At 55.6% G+C, this 16,449-nt stretch carries 18 protein-coding genes; 10 read left to right on the forward strand and 8 right to left on the reverse strand.

The genetic code is table 11. The features are described 5' to 3' along the window. The 4 genes from MVO87_RS09295 to pdo form a co-directional block, all read right to left on the reverse strand. The coding region (locus tag MVO87_RS09295) for a DNA-directed RNA polymerase subunit A' (protein ID WP_297552954.1) at window positions 1–1,684 on the reverse strand (1,684 nt) is incomplete at its 3' end. Window positions 1,685–1,689: 5 nt separating this feature from the next. Further along, window positions 1,690–5,061, reverse strand: a complete 3,372-nt coding sequence (locus tag MVO87_RS09300) for a DNA-directed RNA polymerase subunit B (RefSeq protein WP_297516774.1) — start codon at window positions 5,059–5,061, stop codon at window positions 1,690–1,692. A gap of 18 nt (window positions 5,062–5,079) precedes the next feature. Next, on the reverse strand, window positions 5,080–5,328 hold the full coding sequence (locus tag MVO87_RS09305; RefSeq protein ID WP_042688985.1) for a DNA-directed RNA polymerase subunit H: 249 nt from the start codon (window positions 5,326–5,328) through the stop codon (window positions 5,080–5,082). 243 nt (window positions 5,329–5,571) lie between these two features. Continuing rightward, a complete protein-coding gene (gene pdo / locus MVO87_RS09310; RefSeq protein WP_297552955.1) occupies window positions 5,572–6,252 on the reverse strand; it encodes a protein disulfide oxidoreductase in 681 nt (226 codons plus the stop codon). Between the two features lie 133 nt (window positions 6,253–6,385). On the opposite strand from pdo, the gene surR reads away from it, so the two are divergent. From surR to MVO87_RS09325, 3 genes are read left to right on the forward strand one after another with little or no spacing between them, the layout of a single operon-like run. Continuing rightward, window positions 6,386–7,081 (forward strand): sulfur metabolism transcriptional regulator SurR, encoded by a 696-nt coding sequence (gene surR, locus MVO87_RS09315; protein ID WP_297552956.1) that lies wholly within the window; start codon window positions 6,386–6,388, stop codon window positions 7,079–7,081. After that, window positions 7,065–7,268: a DUF362 domain-containing protein gene (locus MVO87_RS09320; protein WP_297513238.1), complete on the forward strand. Its 204-nt coding sequence runs from the start codon at window positions 7,065–7,067 to the stop codon at window positions 7,266–7,268. The genes surR and MVO87_RS09320 overlap by 17 nt, the downstream gene beginning before the upstream one ends. After that, complete coding sequence (locus MVO87_RS09325) at window positions 7,265–8,452, forward strand: geranylgeranyl reductase family protein (RefSeq protein WP_297513236.1); 1,188 nt, start codon at window positions 7,265–7,267, stop codon at window positions 8,450–8,452. The genes MVO87_RS09320 and MVO87_RS09325 overlap by 4 nt, the downstream gene beginning before the upstream one ends. Here the strand turns inward: MVO87_RS09325 and MVO87_RS09330 are convergent. Together MVO87_RS09330 and topA are read right to left on the reverse strand one after the other, a co-directional pair. Then, window positions 8,436–9,236 carry a hypothetical protein gene (locus MVO87_RS09330; protein ID WP_297552958.1) on the reverse strand — a complete coding sequence of 267 codons (801 nt, stop codon included), beginning with the start codon at window positions 9,234–9,236 and terminating at the stop codon, window positions 8,436–8,438. The genes MVO87_RS09325 and MVO87_RS09330 overlap by 17 nt on opposite strands. Before the next feature lie 30 nt (window positions 9,237–9,266). After that, window positions 9,267–11,417 carry a DNA topoisomerase I gene (topA, locus tag MVO87_RS09335; protein ID WP_297512351.1) on the reverse strand — a complete coding sequence of 717 codons (2,151 nt, stop codon included), beginning with the start codon at window positions 11,415–11,417 and terminating at the stop codon, window positions 9,267–9,269. 85 nt (window positions 11,418–11,502) lie between these two features. On the opposite strand from topA, the gene MVO87_RS09340 reads away from it, so the two are divergent. Together MVO87_RS09340 and MVO87_RS09345 are read left to right on the forward strand one after the other, a co-directional pair. Next, complete coding sequence (locus MVO87_RS09340) at window positions 11,503–12,414, forward strand: hypothetical protein (protein ID WP_297512354.1); 912 nt, start codon at window positions 11,503–11,505, stop codon at window positions 12,412–12,414. 10 nt (window positions 12,415–12,424) lie between these two features. Continuing rightward, window positions 12,425–12,628 carry a MoaD/ThiS family protein gene (locus MVO87_RS09345; protein WP_297552962.1) on the forward strand — a complete coding sequence of 68 codons (204 nt, stop codon included), beginning with the start codon at window positions 12,425–12,427 and terminating at the stop codon, window positions 12,626–12,628. A gap of 8 nt (window positions 12,629–12,636) precedes the next feature. Here the strand turns inward: MVO87_RS09345 and MVO87_RS09350 are convergent, their stop codons facing one another. Further along, the gene (locus MVO87_RS09350) at window positions 12,637–13,836 is read right to left on the reverse strand and encodes a pyridoxal phosphate-dependent aminotransferase (RefSeq protein WP_297552964.1); all 1,200 of its coding nucleotides are present in this window, start codon (window positions 13,834–13,836) and stop codon (window positions 12,637–12,639) included. A 230-nt stretch (window positions 13,837–14,066) separates the two neighbouring features. On the opposite strand from MVO87_RS09350, the gene MVO87_RS09355 reads away from it, so the two are divergent. Continuing rightward, entirely contained in the window at window positions 14,067–14,303 is a 237-nt protein-coding gene (locus MVO87_RS09355; RefSeq protein ID WP_297512869.1) for a hypothetical protein, read from the forward strand. Beyond that, complete coding sequence (locus MVO87_RS09360; RefSeq protein ID WP_297512867.1) at window positions 14,300–14,881, forward strand: LysO family transporter; 582 nt, start codon at window positions 14,300–14,302, stop codon at window positions 14,879–14,881. The genes MVO87_RS09355 and MVO87_RS09360 overlap by 4 nt, the downstream gene beginning before the upstream one ends. Here MVO87_RS09360 and MVO87_RS09365 read toward each other — a convergent pair. Further along, a complete protein-coding gene (locus tag MVO87_RS09365) occupies window positions 14,871–15,434 on the reverse strand; it encodes a ferritin family protein (RefSeq protein ID WP_297512865.1) in 564 nt (187 codons plus the stop codon). The two genes, MVO87_RS09360 and MVO87_RS09365, sit on opposite strands and share 11 nt — an antisense overlap. 166 nt (window positions 15,435–15,600) lie before the next feature. Here MVO87_RS09365 and MVO87_RS09370 point away from each other — a divergent pair, with 166 nt between their 5' ends. From MVO87_RS09370 to MVO87_RS09380, 3 genes are all read left to right on the forward strand, one after another. Next, the gene (locus MVO87_RS09370; protein WP_042688957.1) at window positions 15,601–15,885 is read left to right on the forward strand and encodes a 50S ribosomal protein L44e; all 285 of its coding nucleotides are present in this window, start codon (window positions 15,601–15,603) and stop codon (window positions 15,883–15,885) included. Between the two features lie 2 nt (window positions 15,886–15,887). Further along, complete coding sequence (locus MVO87_RS09375) at window positions 15,888–16,085, forward strand: 30S ribosomal protein S27e (protein WP_015859102.1); 198 nt, start codon at window positions 15,888–15,890, stop codon at window positions 16,083–16,085. 84 nt (window positions 16,086–16,169) lie between these two features. Next, on the forward strand, window positions 16,170–16,449 hold a 280-nt coding region (locus MVO87_RS09380; protein ID WP_297552960.1), incomplete at its 3' end, for a S1 RNA-binding domain-containing protein.

The following is a 16,449-nucleotide window of genomic DNA, read 5'->3' on the forward strand; positions in this document are numbered from 1 at the left end:
GCGAGAATATCGTCTTTCCACTCCAGAGCTCGACGCCGTTCTCGACCTTGTCAGGTTCGGGAAGCTCCTCAACGTCAACGCCGGCGAACATGAGCATCTGCTCAACCTCTGAGCGGGTGAAGTAAGCTCCCTCGCGCGTGAGCAGGTAGCCGCCGGAGATGTGGTCCTGAATTCCAGCGATGAGCGGGCCTCCGTATCTTGGGGAGATTATGTGGTTCTGGACCTCCATGAGTATCTTTGCCTCAGCCTGAGCCTCCTCGGTCTGGGGTACGTGGAGGTTCATCTCGTCACCGTCGAAATCGGCGTTGTAGGGCGGACAGACGGCAAGGTTGAGGCGGAAGGTTCTGTAGGGCATAACCCTGACGCGGTGGGCCATTATGCTCATCCTGTGAAGTGAGGGCTGTCTGTTGAAGAGAACTATGTCGCCGTCCTCAAGGTGCCTCTCGACGGTCCAGCCGATGTCGAGGAGCTCGTTTGCTATCTTCTCGCGGTTGGTTTCCATGAGGCGGATTCTCCTTCCCTCGGGGTCAATAACGTAGTTGGCTCCAGGATACTTGTCGGGACCGTTGAGAACCCTCTGCCTGAGCTTCTCGAAGTTGAACTCGGTGACCTTCTCCGGAACGGTGAGCTCCATGGCGACCGCTATCGGAACGCCGACCTCGTTGATGCTTATCATGGGGTCTGGGCTGATGACTGTTCTTGCCGAGAAGTTAACACGCTTACCGCTGAGGTTTCCACGGAAGCGGCCCTCCTTACCCTTAAGCCTCTGGGCGAGGGTCTTGAGGGGCCTTCCGCTCTTGTGCTTGGCAGGAGGAATGCCCGAGGTCTCGTTGTTGATGTAAGTTGTCACGTGGTACTGGAGGAGGTCCCAGAGGTCTTCGATGATAAGCTGAGGTGCTCCTGCCTCAATGTTGCTCTTGAGCCTGTTGTTGATACGAATTATGTCAACGAGCTTGTGGGTGAGGTCGTCCTCGGCTCTGATACCGCTTTCGAGGGTGATTGACGGCCTCATGGTAACGGGCGGAACCGGGAGGACGGTGAGAACCATCCACTCCGGGCGGGACTTCTCGGGGTGGAGTCCAAGGAGAGGTAAGTCCTTGTCGGGTATCTTCTCGAGCCTGTCGCGAACCTCGCTCGGCATCATCCTGTGCTTGTACTCGTTGCCCTCCTCATCCTTCCTGAGCTCCCAGTAGATGGTGGGCCTCTCGAACTTAATCGGGAACTGCGGCGCTCCACAGTGCGGGCAGACCATTCTCTCCTTGGCCTTCTTGTGAATCTCCTTGATAAGCCTGTCCTTGGCCTTCTTCCTGTCACCGACGACCTCGAACTTCTTCATGTACTCCTCTATCTCCTCGTCGGTGAGCTTTATCCTGCCACACTCGCGGCAGGTGCTTTCGAGAACCCTGTGGATGGTCTTGGCGAATCCGACGTGGATGACAGGTCTCGCAAGCTCGACGTGGCCGAAGTGGCCGGGACACTCGCCGGCCCTTGCCCCACAGGTCTCACACCTAAGGCCAGGGTCAATGACACCGAGCCTCTTGTCCATCAGACCGCCTTCGATGGGGTAACCGTCATCGTCGTAGGTGTCCGGGACGGTAATCTCCGCCGCACTCATCTTTCTGATTTCCTGGGGTGAGAGTATTCCGAACTCGATACTCCCGATGACCTTTTTCATCGACTGCATGGCCATCACACCCTATCCTTCAACTTGAGGGAAGGCCTAATCACCATCGCCTTCAGCTCGTCGAGGAGCAGTTTAAACGCGTAGCTCATCTCGACCTTGCTTATCTTCTCCTCCTCGCCACAGACGGGACAGTAGACCTTACCGCGGCGCTTGTCCTCAAGTGCCAGGTGTCCACAGCTCTCGCAGACCCATACTTCCGTCTTGTCGCTCTCCTCAAGGAGACGCTCGATGAGCAACATCGCCGCGCCGTGGCCGATGAGGACGTCACGCTCCATCTCACCGAACCTGAGACCGCCCTCTCTCGCCCTTCCCTCGGTGGGCTGCTTGGTGAGAACCTGAACCGGGCCTCTTGAGCGCGCGTGCATCTTGTCCGCGACCATGTGGTGAAGCCTCTGGTAGTAGATGACGCCGACGAATATATCAGCCTCAAGGCGCCTGCCGGTTATGCCGTCGTACATGACCTCCCTTCCGCTGTGCTTGAAGCCGAGCTCCTCGAGCTCCTTCCTGAGCCTCTCCTCGGGTTCACCTATGAATGCAGTACCGTCAACGCGCCTTCCCTTGAGCGAGGCGACCTTTCCGCCGATGGCCTCTATGAGCTGTCCGACGGTCATACGGCTCGGGATACCGTGCGGGTTGACTATCAAATCCGGAACGATACCGCTCTCGGTCCAGGGCATGTCCTCCTGCGGGACGATTAAACCGATAACACCCTTCTGACCGTGCCTTGAAGCGAACTTGTCACCGAGCTCTGGAATGCGCAGGTCCCTGACGGTGACCTTGACGAGCTTGGTTCCGTCGCCGGTCTCGGTGACGATGACCTTGTCAACTATACCTCTCTCGCTCGGCCTGACAGTTACGCTCGTTTCCCTCCTTCCCTGAAGGGCCATTCCGCCGATACCACTCTGCTCCTCAAGGAACCTCGGCGGGGAAGTTCTACCAACGAGGACGTCCTTTCCTTCGACCTTGGACTCGGGGAAGATGAGACCGTCCTCATCAAGGTGCCTGTAGTATTTCTCGCCGAGGTAGCCCTGTATCGTCGGGTCGGGAACCTCAAAGGTGTCCTTCTGACCGCCCAGATACCTCTTCTCTTCAGCCTCGTATGTCCTGAAGAAGGTCGAACGAGCGAGACCGCGCTCGATTGAGGCCTTGTTGATGATTACGGCATCCTCCATGTTGTAGCCGTGGTAGCTGAGCACCGCAACGACGAAGTTCTGGCCAGCCGGCCTCTCCTCGAAACCGACTGCCTTCATTATGCGCGAGTTAACGAGCGGAACCTGCGGGTAGTGCATGAGGTGACCGCGGGTGTCAACTCTAATCCTGAAGTTGGCCCAGCCGAGACCGAGGCTTTGCTTGGCCATACCCGCGCCGTAGGTGTTACGCGGGGCCGCGTTGTGCTCTGGATAAGGAACGAGCGAAGCAGGGATACCGAGTATCGCTGCCGGCATAAGCTCAAGGTGAGTGTGCTCCTCGGTGACCTCCCACGGCCAGGTTGCAACGTAGGCGTTCTCTTCCTCTTCTGCGTCGAGGTATTCGATAACTCCCATCTTCACGAGGTCGCTCCAGGTGAGCTGGCCGTTCTTAACGGCCTCGATGTGCTCGCGGGTGAGCTTGGGCTTGCCGTTCTCGACTATGATGAGGGGCCTCCTGACGCGACCGTCGTCGCTGTTGACGTAGATTTCCTTAACTTCCTCGTCCTCGTAGATGGCCACGTTTATGACGTCGCTTATCTTACCGCTCCTTCTGTCGGCCCTAATTCTGTCCACAAGAGCCTGGCCATCCTCAATGGTCCCGATGAGAACACCGTTGAGGTAGACGCGGTAAAGACCCGGGGCGGGCCTTCTCTCCTCAATCGGGACTATGCCGAGCTTCATGAGGTACTCGCGGACCTCCTCCTCGGGGACGCCGGTGGTTATCTGGGACATCAAAGCTAAGTTCTTGACGAGACCACAGTTCGGACCTTCGGGAGTCTCGGTGGGACAGATTCTACCCCAGTGGGTTCCGTGCAAGTCACGGGCCTCGAAGTGGGGCTGGTCCCTGCTGAGCGGTGAAGTCACGCGCCTGAGGTGCGAGAGGGTAGAGATGTAGTTGGTTCTATCCAAAAGCTGGCTGACACCGGTCCTTCCGCCGGGCCAGGCGCCGGTGGCGAGGGCGTGCTCAATCCTCTCGCTGAGAACGTCGGGCCTTATCGAGTTTCTCACAAACCTCTGAACGTTCTCGAAGGTGTAGCGCTCGCCCTTCCTCTGGTAGGTCTTGGTCATCTGGTACTGCATGTCCTTGACGAGCTGGCCGAAGGCGATTCTGAAGAGGTCCTTGAGGAGGTCTCCTGCCAGCTTGAGCCTCTTATTGGCGTAGTGGTCCTTGTCGTCCTCACCGCGCAGGCCGAGCGAAAGCTCAAGGACTTTAAGGGCCATCATGCCGAGGTAATAAGCTTTGGCCCTCCTCCTCTCGGGCTCGACGCCCATGTGCGGGAGGAGGTTGTTGTCTATGATGTGCTCGGCCCTCTTGAGCCTGTACTCCTTGGGCTGGCCCGGAAGTGAGAGCCTGCCTATGAGGTCCAAAGCCTCCTCCTGGGTCCTTATGTCGCTTGCATCCTCGAGGTTGTCGAAGAGAATCTGCTGAATCCTCGGGTCGTCGCTGACGGCCTCAACTATCTCCTTATCGCTGAGGAGACCGAGGGCTCTCATCACGTAGACGAACTTGACCGGCTTGGGAACGTTCGGGATGGAAACGTAAAGGATTCCATCCTTCTTCCTCTCGACAGTTATCAAGGCCCTGTAGCCATGCCTGTAGGAGAAGACCTTCGCTATAACGCGGTTCTGCCTCTCGTCCCTCTCGACGAGGGTCTTGTTCGGGGCGAGGTCTTCGATAGAAACGATAACCCTCTCTGAGCCGTTTATGATGAAGTATCCTCCCGGGTCCTTCGGGTCCTCTCCAAGCTTTATGAGCTCCTCATCGCTGAGACCGTAGAGACGGCAGGCCTTAGACTTGAGCATTATCGGTAGCTCACCGATGCGAACCTCCACAGGCTCCTGCTCGATGCCGTTGACGACAGGAATCATCTCAAGGTATAGCGGGGCGGAATAGGTGAGGTTCCTTATTCTCGCGTCCATCGGATAGAGCGGTCTTCTCTGTCCCTGGGCCTCCTGGAACTCGGGCTCACCGAGCCTAATTCTTCCGAACTTGACCTCGAGGCCGGGAATGTCCGGCTTAACGCCGCCGAACTCGTTGACAACCTGCTGAAGGCCGTGGTCGATGAAGGCGTTGTAAGAATCGAGGTGCTGTCTCACAAGACCCTTTTCCTTCCAGTAGGATTCCATAACGAGCCAGAGCTCGTCCGGAGTTAGAGTGGGCTCGTTAACCGTAACTCCTCTGCTCATAAACTCTCACCCCTAAAATCAGTCCTCCACGACGAGGCGGTAATAGTAGTAGTAACCCGCCGTGGGGCTCTTCCTCTTTATCTCGATGACATCGCCGGGCTTGGCTCCAAGGGCAACGACAGCAGGGTCAGAAGCCTTAATCTGCGGAAGCTGGGAAATCCTAATCCTGTACTTCTTGAGGAGCTCCTCCTTCTCCTCCTCGCTGAGGATTCTGTGCTCGGGAACCAGCACGTGAGTGAATATATCAAACTCCTTTTTCGCCGCCACCGAGAATTGCCCCCTTAACGTTTTTTATTAGAACGATATCACTACCCCCACCTGCGGGTTCCGGTATATAAGCTTTTCGAGTGGTATCTCGGTGGAGAGGCTTTATATCGGTTGCGTAAAGTTTAAGAACCGTTTTTCAGCCCGTTTCGGTTCGTTGATGTATTGGATTGTTCATTTAACGCAGACTGGTTTGAAAAACCCTTTTAAACTATGGTCACAGGCGGAAGGATAAAAGAGAAAGGCTCACTCCAGAGCCGCGAGGAGCTTCTCCATGAACATCTTCTCCGGATAAGCACCCTCGAACTGAACCCTGTTCTCGCCGTCCACCTGAATTACTACCTTTGGCACAGCCATGACGCTGTACTGGTCGGCCCACTCTGGATACTCAATAGCCTCAACCATGTCGCCGAGTATCTTGCCCTTGCCCGCCTTGGTGTTCTCGATGGCGAACTTGTGGGCCATCCTAACCGCGAGCGGGCAGTATGGGCAGGTCGGGGTGACGAAGACGAGTATCCTGACGTCCCTGTCAATCTTGGCGAGCTCCTCCTTGCTCTCGGGCATCAAATCAGTGGTCATGTTGCTGACGTCAACGATGTCCTCGAGAAAGGCACCGAACTCGTGTCCCGCTGGAAGGCCGAAGAACCTGACACCGACGTCCTGGCCGTTTCTGGTTATGCTAACCGCTGGAGCGCGGTCAATCCTGTACTCCTCGGCCTTCTTCTTGCCCTCCTCGGTGTCGAAGTCTATGACCTCGTAGCTCAGCTTGTCGCTCAGCTCGGCAAGCTCCTGAACGAGCTGCTTGAGCTGGTCGCAGTACTGGCAGTGGTCCTTTCCGATGAAGACCATGAGCTTAACCGGCTCGGTGAGCTTGGAAAAGAACTCTTCCTTTATTACCTTCTTGTCGGCATCACTAATCAGTCCCATCCATCACACCTCCATCTAAAGGTTTATAATCCTCGCGAACCATTTTCTTCGGGTGAAAATCCCCTGGTTTGCAACCTTAAGTTTAATGTCCAATATATAAGCTTTACGTCACAGGTTTGGGTGGGTGTGGGCCATGAATGAACCCGACATTTTCTACATCCTCGGGAACAAGGTGAGGCGCGATTTACTCAGCCACCTCACCTGCACCGAGTGCTACTTCAGTTTTCTGAGCAGTAAGGTTAGCGTCTCCTCAACGGCCGTAGCGAAGCACCTTAAAATAATGGAACGCGAGGGGATACTCAAATCCTACGAGCGTGAGGGTCCCTTCATCGGCCCCGCGAGGAAGTACTACGACATAAACATTGCCAAGACGTACGTCGTCACGATAACCCCCAACATCTTCTGGTACCGCGGGCTCGACCTGAACGAGGAGCCCAAGGTTCCGATAGAACTCCCAGAGGAACCCAAAAACCTCGGAGAGATGATTCTAACCTTCAGGAACTTGAGCAAAAAGCTTGAAGAAATCCTCAGGGAGCTCCAAGCGGTGGAGAGCCAGCGAAACAGACTCATGGCGATGATTAAGGAGACCTACCTCAAGGAAATCGGCGACATGACCCAGCTGGCAATCCTCCACTACGTTCTCCTCAACGGCTCGGCCACCGTTGACGAGCTCAGCGACAGGCTCAACCTCAAGGAGAGGGAAGTTCTCCAGAAGGCGAGCGAGCTGGACAGGTTCGTTCCGTTAAAAATAAAAGACGGCGTTATAACGATAGACGACGAGAGGTTAAAGGCAAAGCTCGGCGGTGAAGACGATGCCGGAGAAGATTAAAATCGTCGTTAACGAAGACCGTTGCTACCTCTGCGGTGGCTGTGCTGGGGTCTGCCCGACGTTGGCAATAGAGGTGCACTCGAGCGGCTGGGAGTTTCTGCAGGACAAGTGCATAAGCTGTAAGATATGTGTAAACGCCTGTCCGGTCGGAGCGCTGAGCGCCGAGCCCCTGGAGGTGAAAGCATGAGCTGGAAGTACGATGTCGTCGTCGTTGGGGCAGGAATAGCAGGGCCCATAGTCGCCAGAAACGTTGCCAGGGCCGGTTTTTCTGTCCTGCTCATTGATAAAAAGTGGGCGATAGGCACTCCAAAGCAGTGCGCCGAGGGCATAAGCATAAAGGTCTTTGAGAAGTACGACATTCCCTACGACAAGCGCTTCATCAACCGCGAGATTTACGGAGCGAAACTCTACTCACCGAGCGGTTACGAGCTTGAGATGAGGTACAAGGACGTCAGCGGCGTTATCCTCGAGAGGAAGGTCTTCGACAAGATGCTCGCCTACTACGCCGCCAAGGCTGGAGCCGACGTTCTCGCGAGAACTGAGGCCTTAGACGTCATAAGGAAAGATGGAAAGGTCGTTGGAATCAAGGCCAAGCACGAGGATGAGCCCGTTGAGATTTACGCGGATGTTATCGTCGCGGCTGACGGCGTTGAGAGCACGATAGCGAGGAAAGCCGGCATAAACACCTACGCCCCGCCTCACGAGTTCGATTCGAGCTACGAATATGAGATGCTCATAGAGGGATTCGACCCCGACCTGATACACCTCTGGTTCGGCAACGAGATAGCACCTCGCGGTTACGTCTGGGTCTTCCCGAAGGACGAGGACAGGGCCAACGTTGGAATTGGAATCAACTCCGACAACCCGCAGACGGCCAAGTACTACCTCGACAAGTGGCTGAAGGAGAACAACATCCCAGCCAAGAAGCTCCTCGAAATCAACGTTGGCGTCGTTCCGGTTGGAGGCTTCGTCAAGGAGCTCGTCAAGGACAACGTTCTCGTCGTCGGCGATGCGGCAAGGCAGGTCAACCCGATGCACGGCGGTGGAATGGCAGAGGCGATGGAAGCCGGAACCATAGCGAGCAAGTGGATAGTCAAGGCCCTCGAAGAGGAGAACCTCTCACTCCTCCAGAACTACACCAAGGAGTGGTGGGAGACCGACGGAAAGAGGCTTGAAAAGGTTCTAAAGGTCAGGCGCGTTACCGAGAAGCTCACAGATGAAGACCTCGACCTCTTCATACAGATTCTCAGCGGCGCCGACGCGGAGAAGATAGCAGGTGGAGACTACGGAGAGGTCATAAAGGCCCTCCTCAAGCACCCCAAGGTCCTCCTCAGCTCGAGGAGGATAAAGCTCCTCAAGGAGCTCCTCTGAGTCTGAACCCCTTTCCCTTCTTCCTTGAAAAGACCACTATCTCCCTCGCATTCCCAACACTCAGGCTTCCCCAGGGCGAGCTTATATCCTTGGAGTTCTCGATGAGGTAGTAGAGCTCAATCTCTCCCGAGACAGTTTTCCTGAAGTCCGAAACGTCCGGCAGTTCCGTTATCGCCTCGCAGGTTCCGTCGGAGCATTCCAGCGGTTTCTCGTCGAGCCCTAGACCGAGCTCGAGGGCTAAAAGCCTCGCCGTCTCATCAATGGGGGCAGGATGGAGCGTGTAGAGCCTTCTAACAGCCTTCAACAGAACGGGAAAGCGCCTATCGCTCTCCCCTATCCCGTAGCCGATGCTCCTGAGAGGGTCCTTAACGGGTTTTCCGTGGAGGGCGTTCCTGAGCTGGACAACCCGGTTAGCCCAGACCATCGTTGGCTTTGGTTCCCCGAGGAGAGAAAAGCGCCTATCGAGGGAAAAGCCCCTCTCAGGGTTCATCTCCCTGAGGGGAGAAAGCCACAGGTCGAGCTCCGGCTCGTTGATTAAGAGGTGGCCCGCCTTGAGAACCTCCAACCCCTCTAGGAATAGCCTGTAAGAGCTCTCAACGATTTCGTCCCGCCCGATGGAGAAGGCGTAAAGGCTCGCGTCCGCCAAACCGAGGACGAAGGTCGACTGGACATCGAGGAGGCTCGCCACAGTTACCTCGTTCAGCCTGACCTCGTCGCGGAGCCTTTCAAGGAACTCACGGGCGTTGGCTAGCAGAACCTTTGCAGTCCTCTCCCACTCGTCCATGATGGGAATTCATCATAAGTAAAGATAAGGCTATCGCTTCCAGTCCTTGCAGTTCATGTCAAGGCAAATCTCGTATTCTCTTCCCTTCTCGCGAATCTTCACGACCGGGGCGCCGTTGCAGCAGGTCTTTCCGGTGGGAATCACTTCCCCGCGCTGGAGGATTGGATAGGTGACGTTGCACTTCGGCCAGTTGGAGCAGCCGACGAAGCGCTTGCCGGTTTTCCTGTTGTATTTGAGAACCAAATCACCACCGCACTTGGGGCACTTTCCAAGGACGAGCCTCTGCCTCTCCGGGGACTTGGTCTTCTTCGGCTCTTCCATCCCGGATTTCGCGGAAGCCCCCGACTGGGACTTTGATTTCTCCACTCGGACCGAGTCCTTCGAGGTCGTAACTCCAGTTCCCGTCGTCTCAAGGAGCATTTTTCCGATGTCGAGCTCCTTCTCCTTGAAGACCTCGAGGATTTTAATCAATTGCTCCTTGCTCTCCTCGATTACCTCGTCCTTCTTTGCCTTCCCGGCCATTATCTCCTCCATCTTTTCCTCGAAGGCCCTCGTGAGTTCAACGCTCACTATGTCCGGCACGTTCTTCTCAAGCGCTTCAACGACGCGCATTCCCAGCGGTGTGACTTTTATTTTCTTCTTACCCTCAATGTAGCCCCTGTTATAAAGCGTTTCAAGGATTTGCGCACGCGTTGCCTTTGTTCCTATCCCCAGGTCCTCCATCTTCTTGATTACGGCCGCTGGAGAGTACCTCGCTGGAGGTTTCGTTTTCTTCTTCTCGCGCTTAATCTGGACGACCTTGACGGGCTCGCCTTCCTTGAACTGGGGAAGGATTACCTCATCGAACTTGACATATTTCCCATAGACCTTCAGCCAGCCCTCCTTGAGGGTTCTAGCACCGCTCAGGATGAAGCGATGCCCGTTGGAGTTTATGATTACCTTCACACTCTCCCTTACTGCCGGCTCCATGAAGAGCGCCAAGAAACGCCTGACGATGAGGTCGTAGAGGTTTTGCTCATCCTTTGTGAGCTCTCCAGGCTTTGGAAGCTCACCCGTTGGATATATTGCAGGGTGCGCCGGGTCTTCCTTCTTGCCCTCGACGGGCTTAAGGTTACCTTTGCCCAAAAGCTCGTGGGCGAAGGGCTTGTACTCTGGCAACTTCGCAAGGTTCTGGAGTATCGAGCGGAAGTTGAGGTTCTTGGGGAGCTTCTGCGAGCTTGTTCTCGGATAGCTCGAGAGCCCGCGCTCATACAGGCGCTGTGCGAGCTCTAATGTCTTTTTAGGGGAATATCCAAAGGCAGAATAGGCCTCCCTCTGGAGCGTTCCGAGGTCGAAGGGCACTGGAGGATTCCTCTTCTGCTGTTTCACTTCTACTTTCTCAACGAAGGCCGGCCCCTTCTTGGCCTCCTGGACGATTCTCTTCGCCTCTTCCTCGTCCCATATCTTGTCCTTCTCGTAGGTCGCTGTGTACTGCTTGCCCTCTTTTTCAAGAATCATCTTGATGACCCAGTACGGTTTCGGCTTGAAGTTCTGGATTTCCTTTTCTCTCTCAACGAGAAACTTTAAGGTTGGCCCCTGAACCCTGCCAGTGGAGAGAACCATCCACTTCCCGCTGGCGCGCTTTATGGCTGAGGTTAAGGCCCTTGAGAGGTTCACCCCCCAGTACCAGTCGAGGACGTGGCGCGCTATTCCCGCATCTGCCATTCCGAAGTTTATCGTCGGTTCGAGGTTGTACCAGGCTTTGAGAAGGTCCTTCTTCGTCAACGCCGAGAACTTCATGCGCTTGGCCTTTGATGGGTCAACACCGCAGGCGTATTTCAGAGCGGTGTAGCCGATAACCTCTCCCTCGGTGTCGTAGTCGCAGGCGACTATGAACTCGTCAGCTTTCTTCGCGAGGGTCGCTAAGGCCTTGATGTAGTCTTTCGCGTAGCTCTTGCCCTTCTCGGCGACGTAAACGGGAACCCATTCGATGTCAAAGACGGGGTAACCGTAGGTTTTTGTTTTTGGCGCGAGGGAGAAGAGATGGCCGACGGCAGGAGCTACGATTACCTTCTTCCCGTCGCGGGTGAACTCGTAGTAGCTCACCTTCCCTATTGTCTTCCTGACGGGCTTTCCCTCGGCCAAGGCGTAGGCTATCTTTCTCGCGACGTTGGGCTTCTCGGCTATGATGAGCGTTACCATAGGCCTCGTCTTCGATTGGCGACCCTCTATAAAAAACCTCCGACGAAGGGTTTATAACCCGCTAACTGAAGGGTCGTTGATGACGATGCTGAGCGTCGGAGGTGTCGGTGTTCTCTTCGATGGCGAGCTCGACGACGGCTTCGTTGACGGCTTTAGAACGCTTTTCGCTCGGCGCTACCTGCCGGACGTTCTAAGGGCCGAGATAAAGCCCGACATTCTGATAGAGCGCTTCAAGGGCGAGTCCTTCAGGGTCTTCAGCTCGATGTACGACGTCAACGGAAAGGACCGCTACAAGCTCGAGTCCGCCGTCCCTTCCGCCTACAAGAACGAGGCGCCGGTTTTCTTCCTCCTTCAGGCGACGGCGAGGGCCGGCGCGCGGAAGGGCAGGATTTTCATAACGGACTCCGTGAGCGTCGTCAACCCCGAGGGAAGGGCCGTTCTCTTCGTCGGCTACCCCCACACGGGCAAGAGCACGATGTCGGCCATAGCCGTCTCCGAGGGATTAGACGTTCTCAGCACCGAAAATACGGTCGTTGACGTCCGCGAGGGGAAGCTCTACGTCATCGGAGGAACCGAGGTCCTCGTCTACGACCCGAGGATTGAGGACGTCTATGGCGTCTCAATAGACTACGACGAGACCACGAGGAGCGGTTACAGGATAGTTGACCTGGAGAGCACCGAGCGGAGAAGGCTCCTCAAGAAGGGCGTCGAGGTCGAGAAGATTGTAGTCCTCCACGCGGCCTTTGGTGGGGGCGAGGCCAGCTTTTCGCCTGTCAGGGGGAGGAAGATTAAGAAGACCCTCTGGTACTTCTCGACGTCGCTCCTCAAGGGAATGGACTACTACGAGCCGGCACCGCTCTACATGCCCATGAGCGACGACATAAACTACAACCTCAAGAAACTGCTCGACTCCACCGTTGAGAATTATTCGGGGAAGATGTTCGAGGCCTTTGGAAACCACAGGGACGTTTTTAAGAGGACGGTTCTCTTCACGTGAGGTGGTGGCGATGATTAAGGTCAAGGTTCTCGGAAGGGGAATCGAGAAGGAAGTCGAGTGGAAGAAGGGTATGAAGGTGGCAGATGTCCTCAGGGAGGTCGGGTTCAACACCGAGAGCGCGATAGCGAGGATTGACGGAAGGGTTGTCCTCGAGGACGAGAAAGTCGAGGACGGCGTTACTGTGGAGGTAATCCCTGTCGTTTCAGGGGGATAAAAGGGGCATCAAGCCCCGAGCCTCTTTCTCATGAACTCCCCAAACCTGTCCATGGCCTCTTCGAGTATCTCGACCGGCGGGAGGAAGACGATTCTGAAGTGCCAGTCGCCAGCCTTTCCGAAGCCGGAGCCGTGGACGAAGAGGACATGCGCCTCGTGGAGGGCATCGAGCACGAACTCCTTGTCGTTCTTCCACTTCGAGCGCTCCTCAATCCTCGGGAAGATGTAGAACGCTCCCTGTGGTTTGACCGCGCTGACACCGGGAATCTCGTTGATGCGCTTGTAGATGTAGTCTCTTCTCTCGCGGAGCTTTTTCATGTACTCTTCAAGGTAGTCCATTGGACCTGTTAAGCCCGCTATGGCGGCGAACTGCGCGGGGGTGTTCGGGCATATCCTTATGCGCATGAGCTTGTCAATCGCCTCCCTCACCTCTTCGAGCTTGCCCTCGGGGTCAACGTAGTAGAAGTAGCCCAGACGCCAGCCTGTGGCGAAGTAAACCTTGGAAAGGCCGTTCATCACTATAACTGGAACGTCCTTGGTAAGCGAGCCCGGTGAAACATGCTTCCCCTCGTAGGTCATCAAATCATAAATCTCGTCGCTTATAACCGGCAGGTCGTACTCTCCAGCTAAATCAAGTATCGCCTTGACGGTCTTCTTCTCGTAGAGGGCTCCGGTCGGGTTGTTGGGGTTGATGACGGCTATTGCCTTCGTTCTCTCGTCAATGAGCTTTCTCATGTCGTCTATGTCCGGTTGCCAGCCGTTCTCCTCGACGGTCATGTACTCCCTCGGCTCGGCACCGTAGAACTTGACTAGGCCGACGTATGGGGGATAGCTCGGACTTGGAACGAGTATGTTGTCGCCAGGGTTGAGGAGCGAGCCAAATATGAGCTGGAGTGCCTCGGTTACGGCCGTTGTGACGCGGACGTCATCCGGCGTTATATCAACCCCGTTCTTCCACTTCTCCCTCTTAACGACCGCCTCCCTCATCTCGGGTAAACCCTCGCTCGGCCCGTAGTAGTTGTGGCCCTCCTTTATGGCGCGACAGTAGGCTTCCTGCATGTGCTCCGGGGGCTGAAAGTCGTACTTGCCCGGGTCACCTATGTTGAGCCTTATGACCTTTATTCCCTTCTTCTCGAGCTCCCTCGCAGGGAGAACAACGTCTCTAATCGCGTACTCCACGCCCATTGCACGCCCTGATGCCCTAATCATAACGACCACCACACGAAAGTTGAGACGTTCATCATAAAAACCTTGAGTCCCAAAGTTTCGCCGAAAACAGCCGTAAAACGAGGGATTTTCGGGAAACGTTTAAAACCCCCCGCTCAAAGCCTTCCCGGGCGATGAAGAATAGCAAGCAAACTGAGGGCTCACAGATGATGACGTGAACACCCTCCGAGCCCATTCGATACTTTTATTAGCATTCCAACTGACGTCTGCACATGAACATATTCATAGCCCTCACCGCGGGACTGCTCCTTGGATACGTCCTCAAGCGATTGAACATGAGGTCCAACCTCGAGATTCCGATAAGCGTCGCGCTACTCGCGATGATTTTCTTCCTTGGCGTCAAGACGGGGGAGGTTCAGGTGAGCGGCCTCTGGCTCCTCGGCGTTTCAGCCCTCTTCGCGGTTCTGACGATAGCAGGAAGCCTCCTCCTCGCGGAGGTGGTCAGGTGAGGTTTCTCTACCTCGTCCTTGCATCACTCACCATCGGAACGCTCGTGGGGCACTTCTTCAGTCCAGACTTTGGGAACGCCTACGAGTTGATGCTCTACGTCCTCATATTCATGATTGGGATGGACCTCGGGATGAACTTCAACGCTGAGGAGCTCAGAAAGGTCGGACGAAAGGCCCTTGTCCTGCCGTTTTTGACGCTGACGGGCTCAATCCTCGGCGGACTGCTGGCGTCGCTGATTCTTGGGATAGAGCCAAGATGGGGCCTCGCCATAGGGGCCGGTTGTGGGTGGTACTCGCTGACGGGCCCGATAATAGCGCAGTACTCCGCGGTTTACGGCGCGGTCGGCTTTCTCGGCAATCTGATGAGGGAAATCCTGACCATCATGTTCTACCCAATTGCAATCAGGAAAATCGACCCAGAAAAGGCGGTGGTGATTGGAGGGGCAACGACGATGGACACGACTCTGCCGATAATAACGAAATTTGGGGGAAGGGAGGTGGCACTGGTTGCCTTCGTCCACGGGTTCATTCTAACCGCGGTCGTTCCCTTCTTGGTTCCGCTGATACTCAGTCTTTAGAGTACTTCTCGACGAGGCCCTTGACGAGGCTCTCGTGCTGCTCCTCGTTCCTCTTGATTTCCCTAACGAGCTCCCTCACAACGGGGTGGAAGGCCCTCTTCGAGAGCTCCTCGTAGAGCTCCTTCATCTGCTCCTCTTCCTCGGCGTACTTCCTCAGAATCTCGATGAGCTTCTCATCGGTGCCGGGGAGAACGACCTCGGTCGGGAAGTCCTTGAGGTACTCCTCTATTATCTCCTCCGGCGGAATCCTGGCGCCAATCGGGCCGAAGCCGAGTGGCATGACCATCGTTGGAACGCCCGGGATGAGGGCGAAGTCCTCGTCGGGCTTCTCGACGGCGTACTCCTCCACCAGCTTGATGGCGTCGTTGTGGGCCTTCTCAAGGGCTTCCATGAGGCGCTTGTGGAAGGCCGTGTCTATTGCGAGCCTGAGAACGAGCCCCCTCAAATCCGCATACTCAGGCTTGTTAAGCTTCTTGAGAAGCTTTTTGTAGTCCTTCTCTGCCTTTTCCTCAACCTTTTTGGCCTCCCTGACTATGTCTATCATCCTTCTCATTTCCCATCACCGACACATTTTAGTAACTTTTCGTATTTAAAAGTTTCGGAACCGGGAAAAAGCTTTTTAAACATCGTCTCAAACCGGGAACCCGAGCTAATCATCGGCTCATGGCTCGGGGGTATCCGTTAAGGAACCCGCCGGGCTCCCAGTGGAGGTGAGTGAGATGAAATACCCGAAGCAGATAAGGACGTATTGTCCGTACTGTAAGAAGCACACCATCCACAAGGTAGAGAAGGTCAAGAAGAGGCCGAGGAGCGAGCTCAGCCAGGGTCAGAGGCGCTTCCGCAGAATCCTCAAGGGTTACCGCGGTTTCCCAAGGCCGAACCCGGCCGGAAGAGAGAAGCCGGTCAAGAAGCTCGACCTCCGCTTTAGGTGCACCGTCTGCGGTAAGGCACACACCAGAGGAAAGGGCTTCCGCGTTAAGAAGTTCGAGCTCGTGGAGGTGTGAACATGGCGCTCCCGAAGAACCTCATCCCGATGCCGAGGAGCAGGTTCCTCCGCGTCAAGTGCATTGACTGCGGCAACGAGCAGATAGTCTTCAGCCACCCTGCTACTAAGGTCCGCTGCCTCGTCTGCGGTGCAACGCTCGTCGAGCCGACCGGCGGAAAGGGTGTCATCAAGGCCAAGATACTCGAGGTTCTCGAGTGATTTCCTTCCTTTTTACTCCCCGCCAAACTTTTAAAAACCTCTTCTCGTAAACCTTCCGGAGAGAAAAATTTAGAGGTGGTTAGAATGCCGAGGAAAGCCAAGGAGTTTCCCGAGGAGGGAGAATTCGTCGTCGCTACCGTCAAGAACATTCACCCGTACGGAGCGTTCCTTACCCTTGACGAGTATCCCGGAAAGGAGGGCTTCATGCACATAAGCGAGGTGGCTCCAACCTGGGTTAAGAACATCAGGGACTACGTGAAGGAGGGCCAGAAGGTAGTCGTCAAGGTCATCCGCGTTGACCCCGAGAAGGGGCACATAGACCTGAGCCTCAAGAGGGTAAACCAGCAGCAGAGGAAGGCCAAGC

It is taken from the genome of Thermococcus sp., assembly GCF_027063845.1.
GTDB lineage: Archaea > Methanobacteriota_B > Thermococci > Thermococcales > Thermococcaceae > Thermococcus.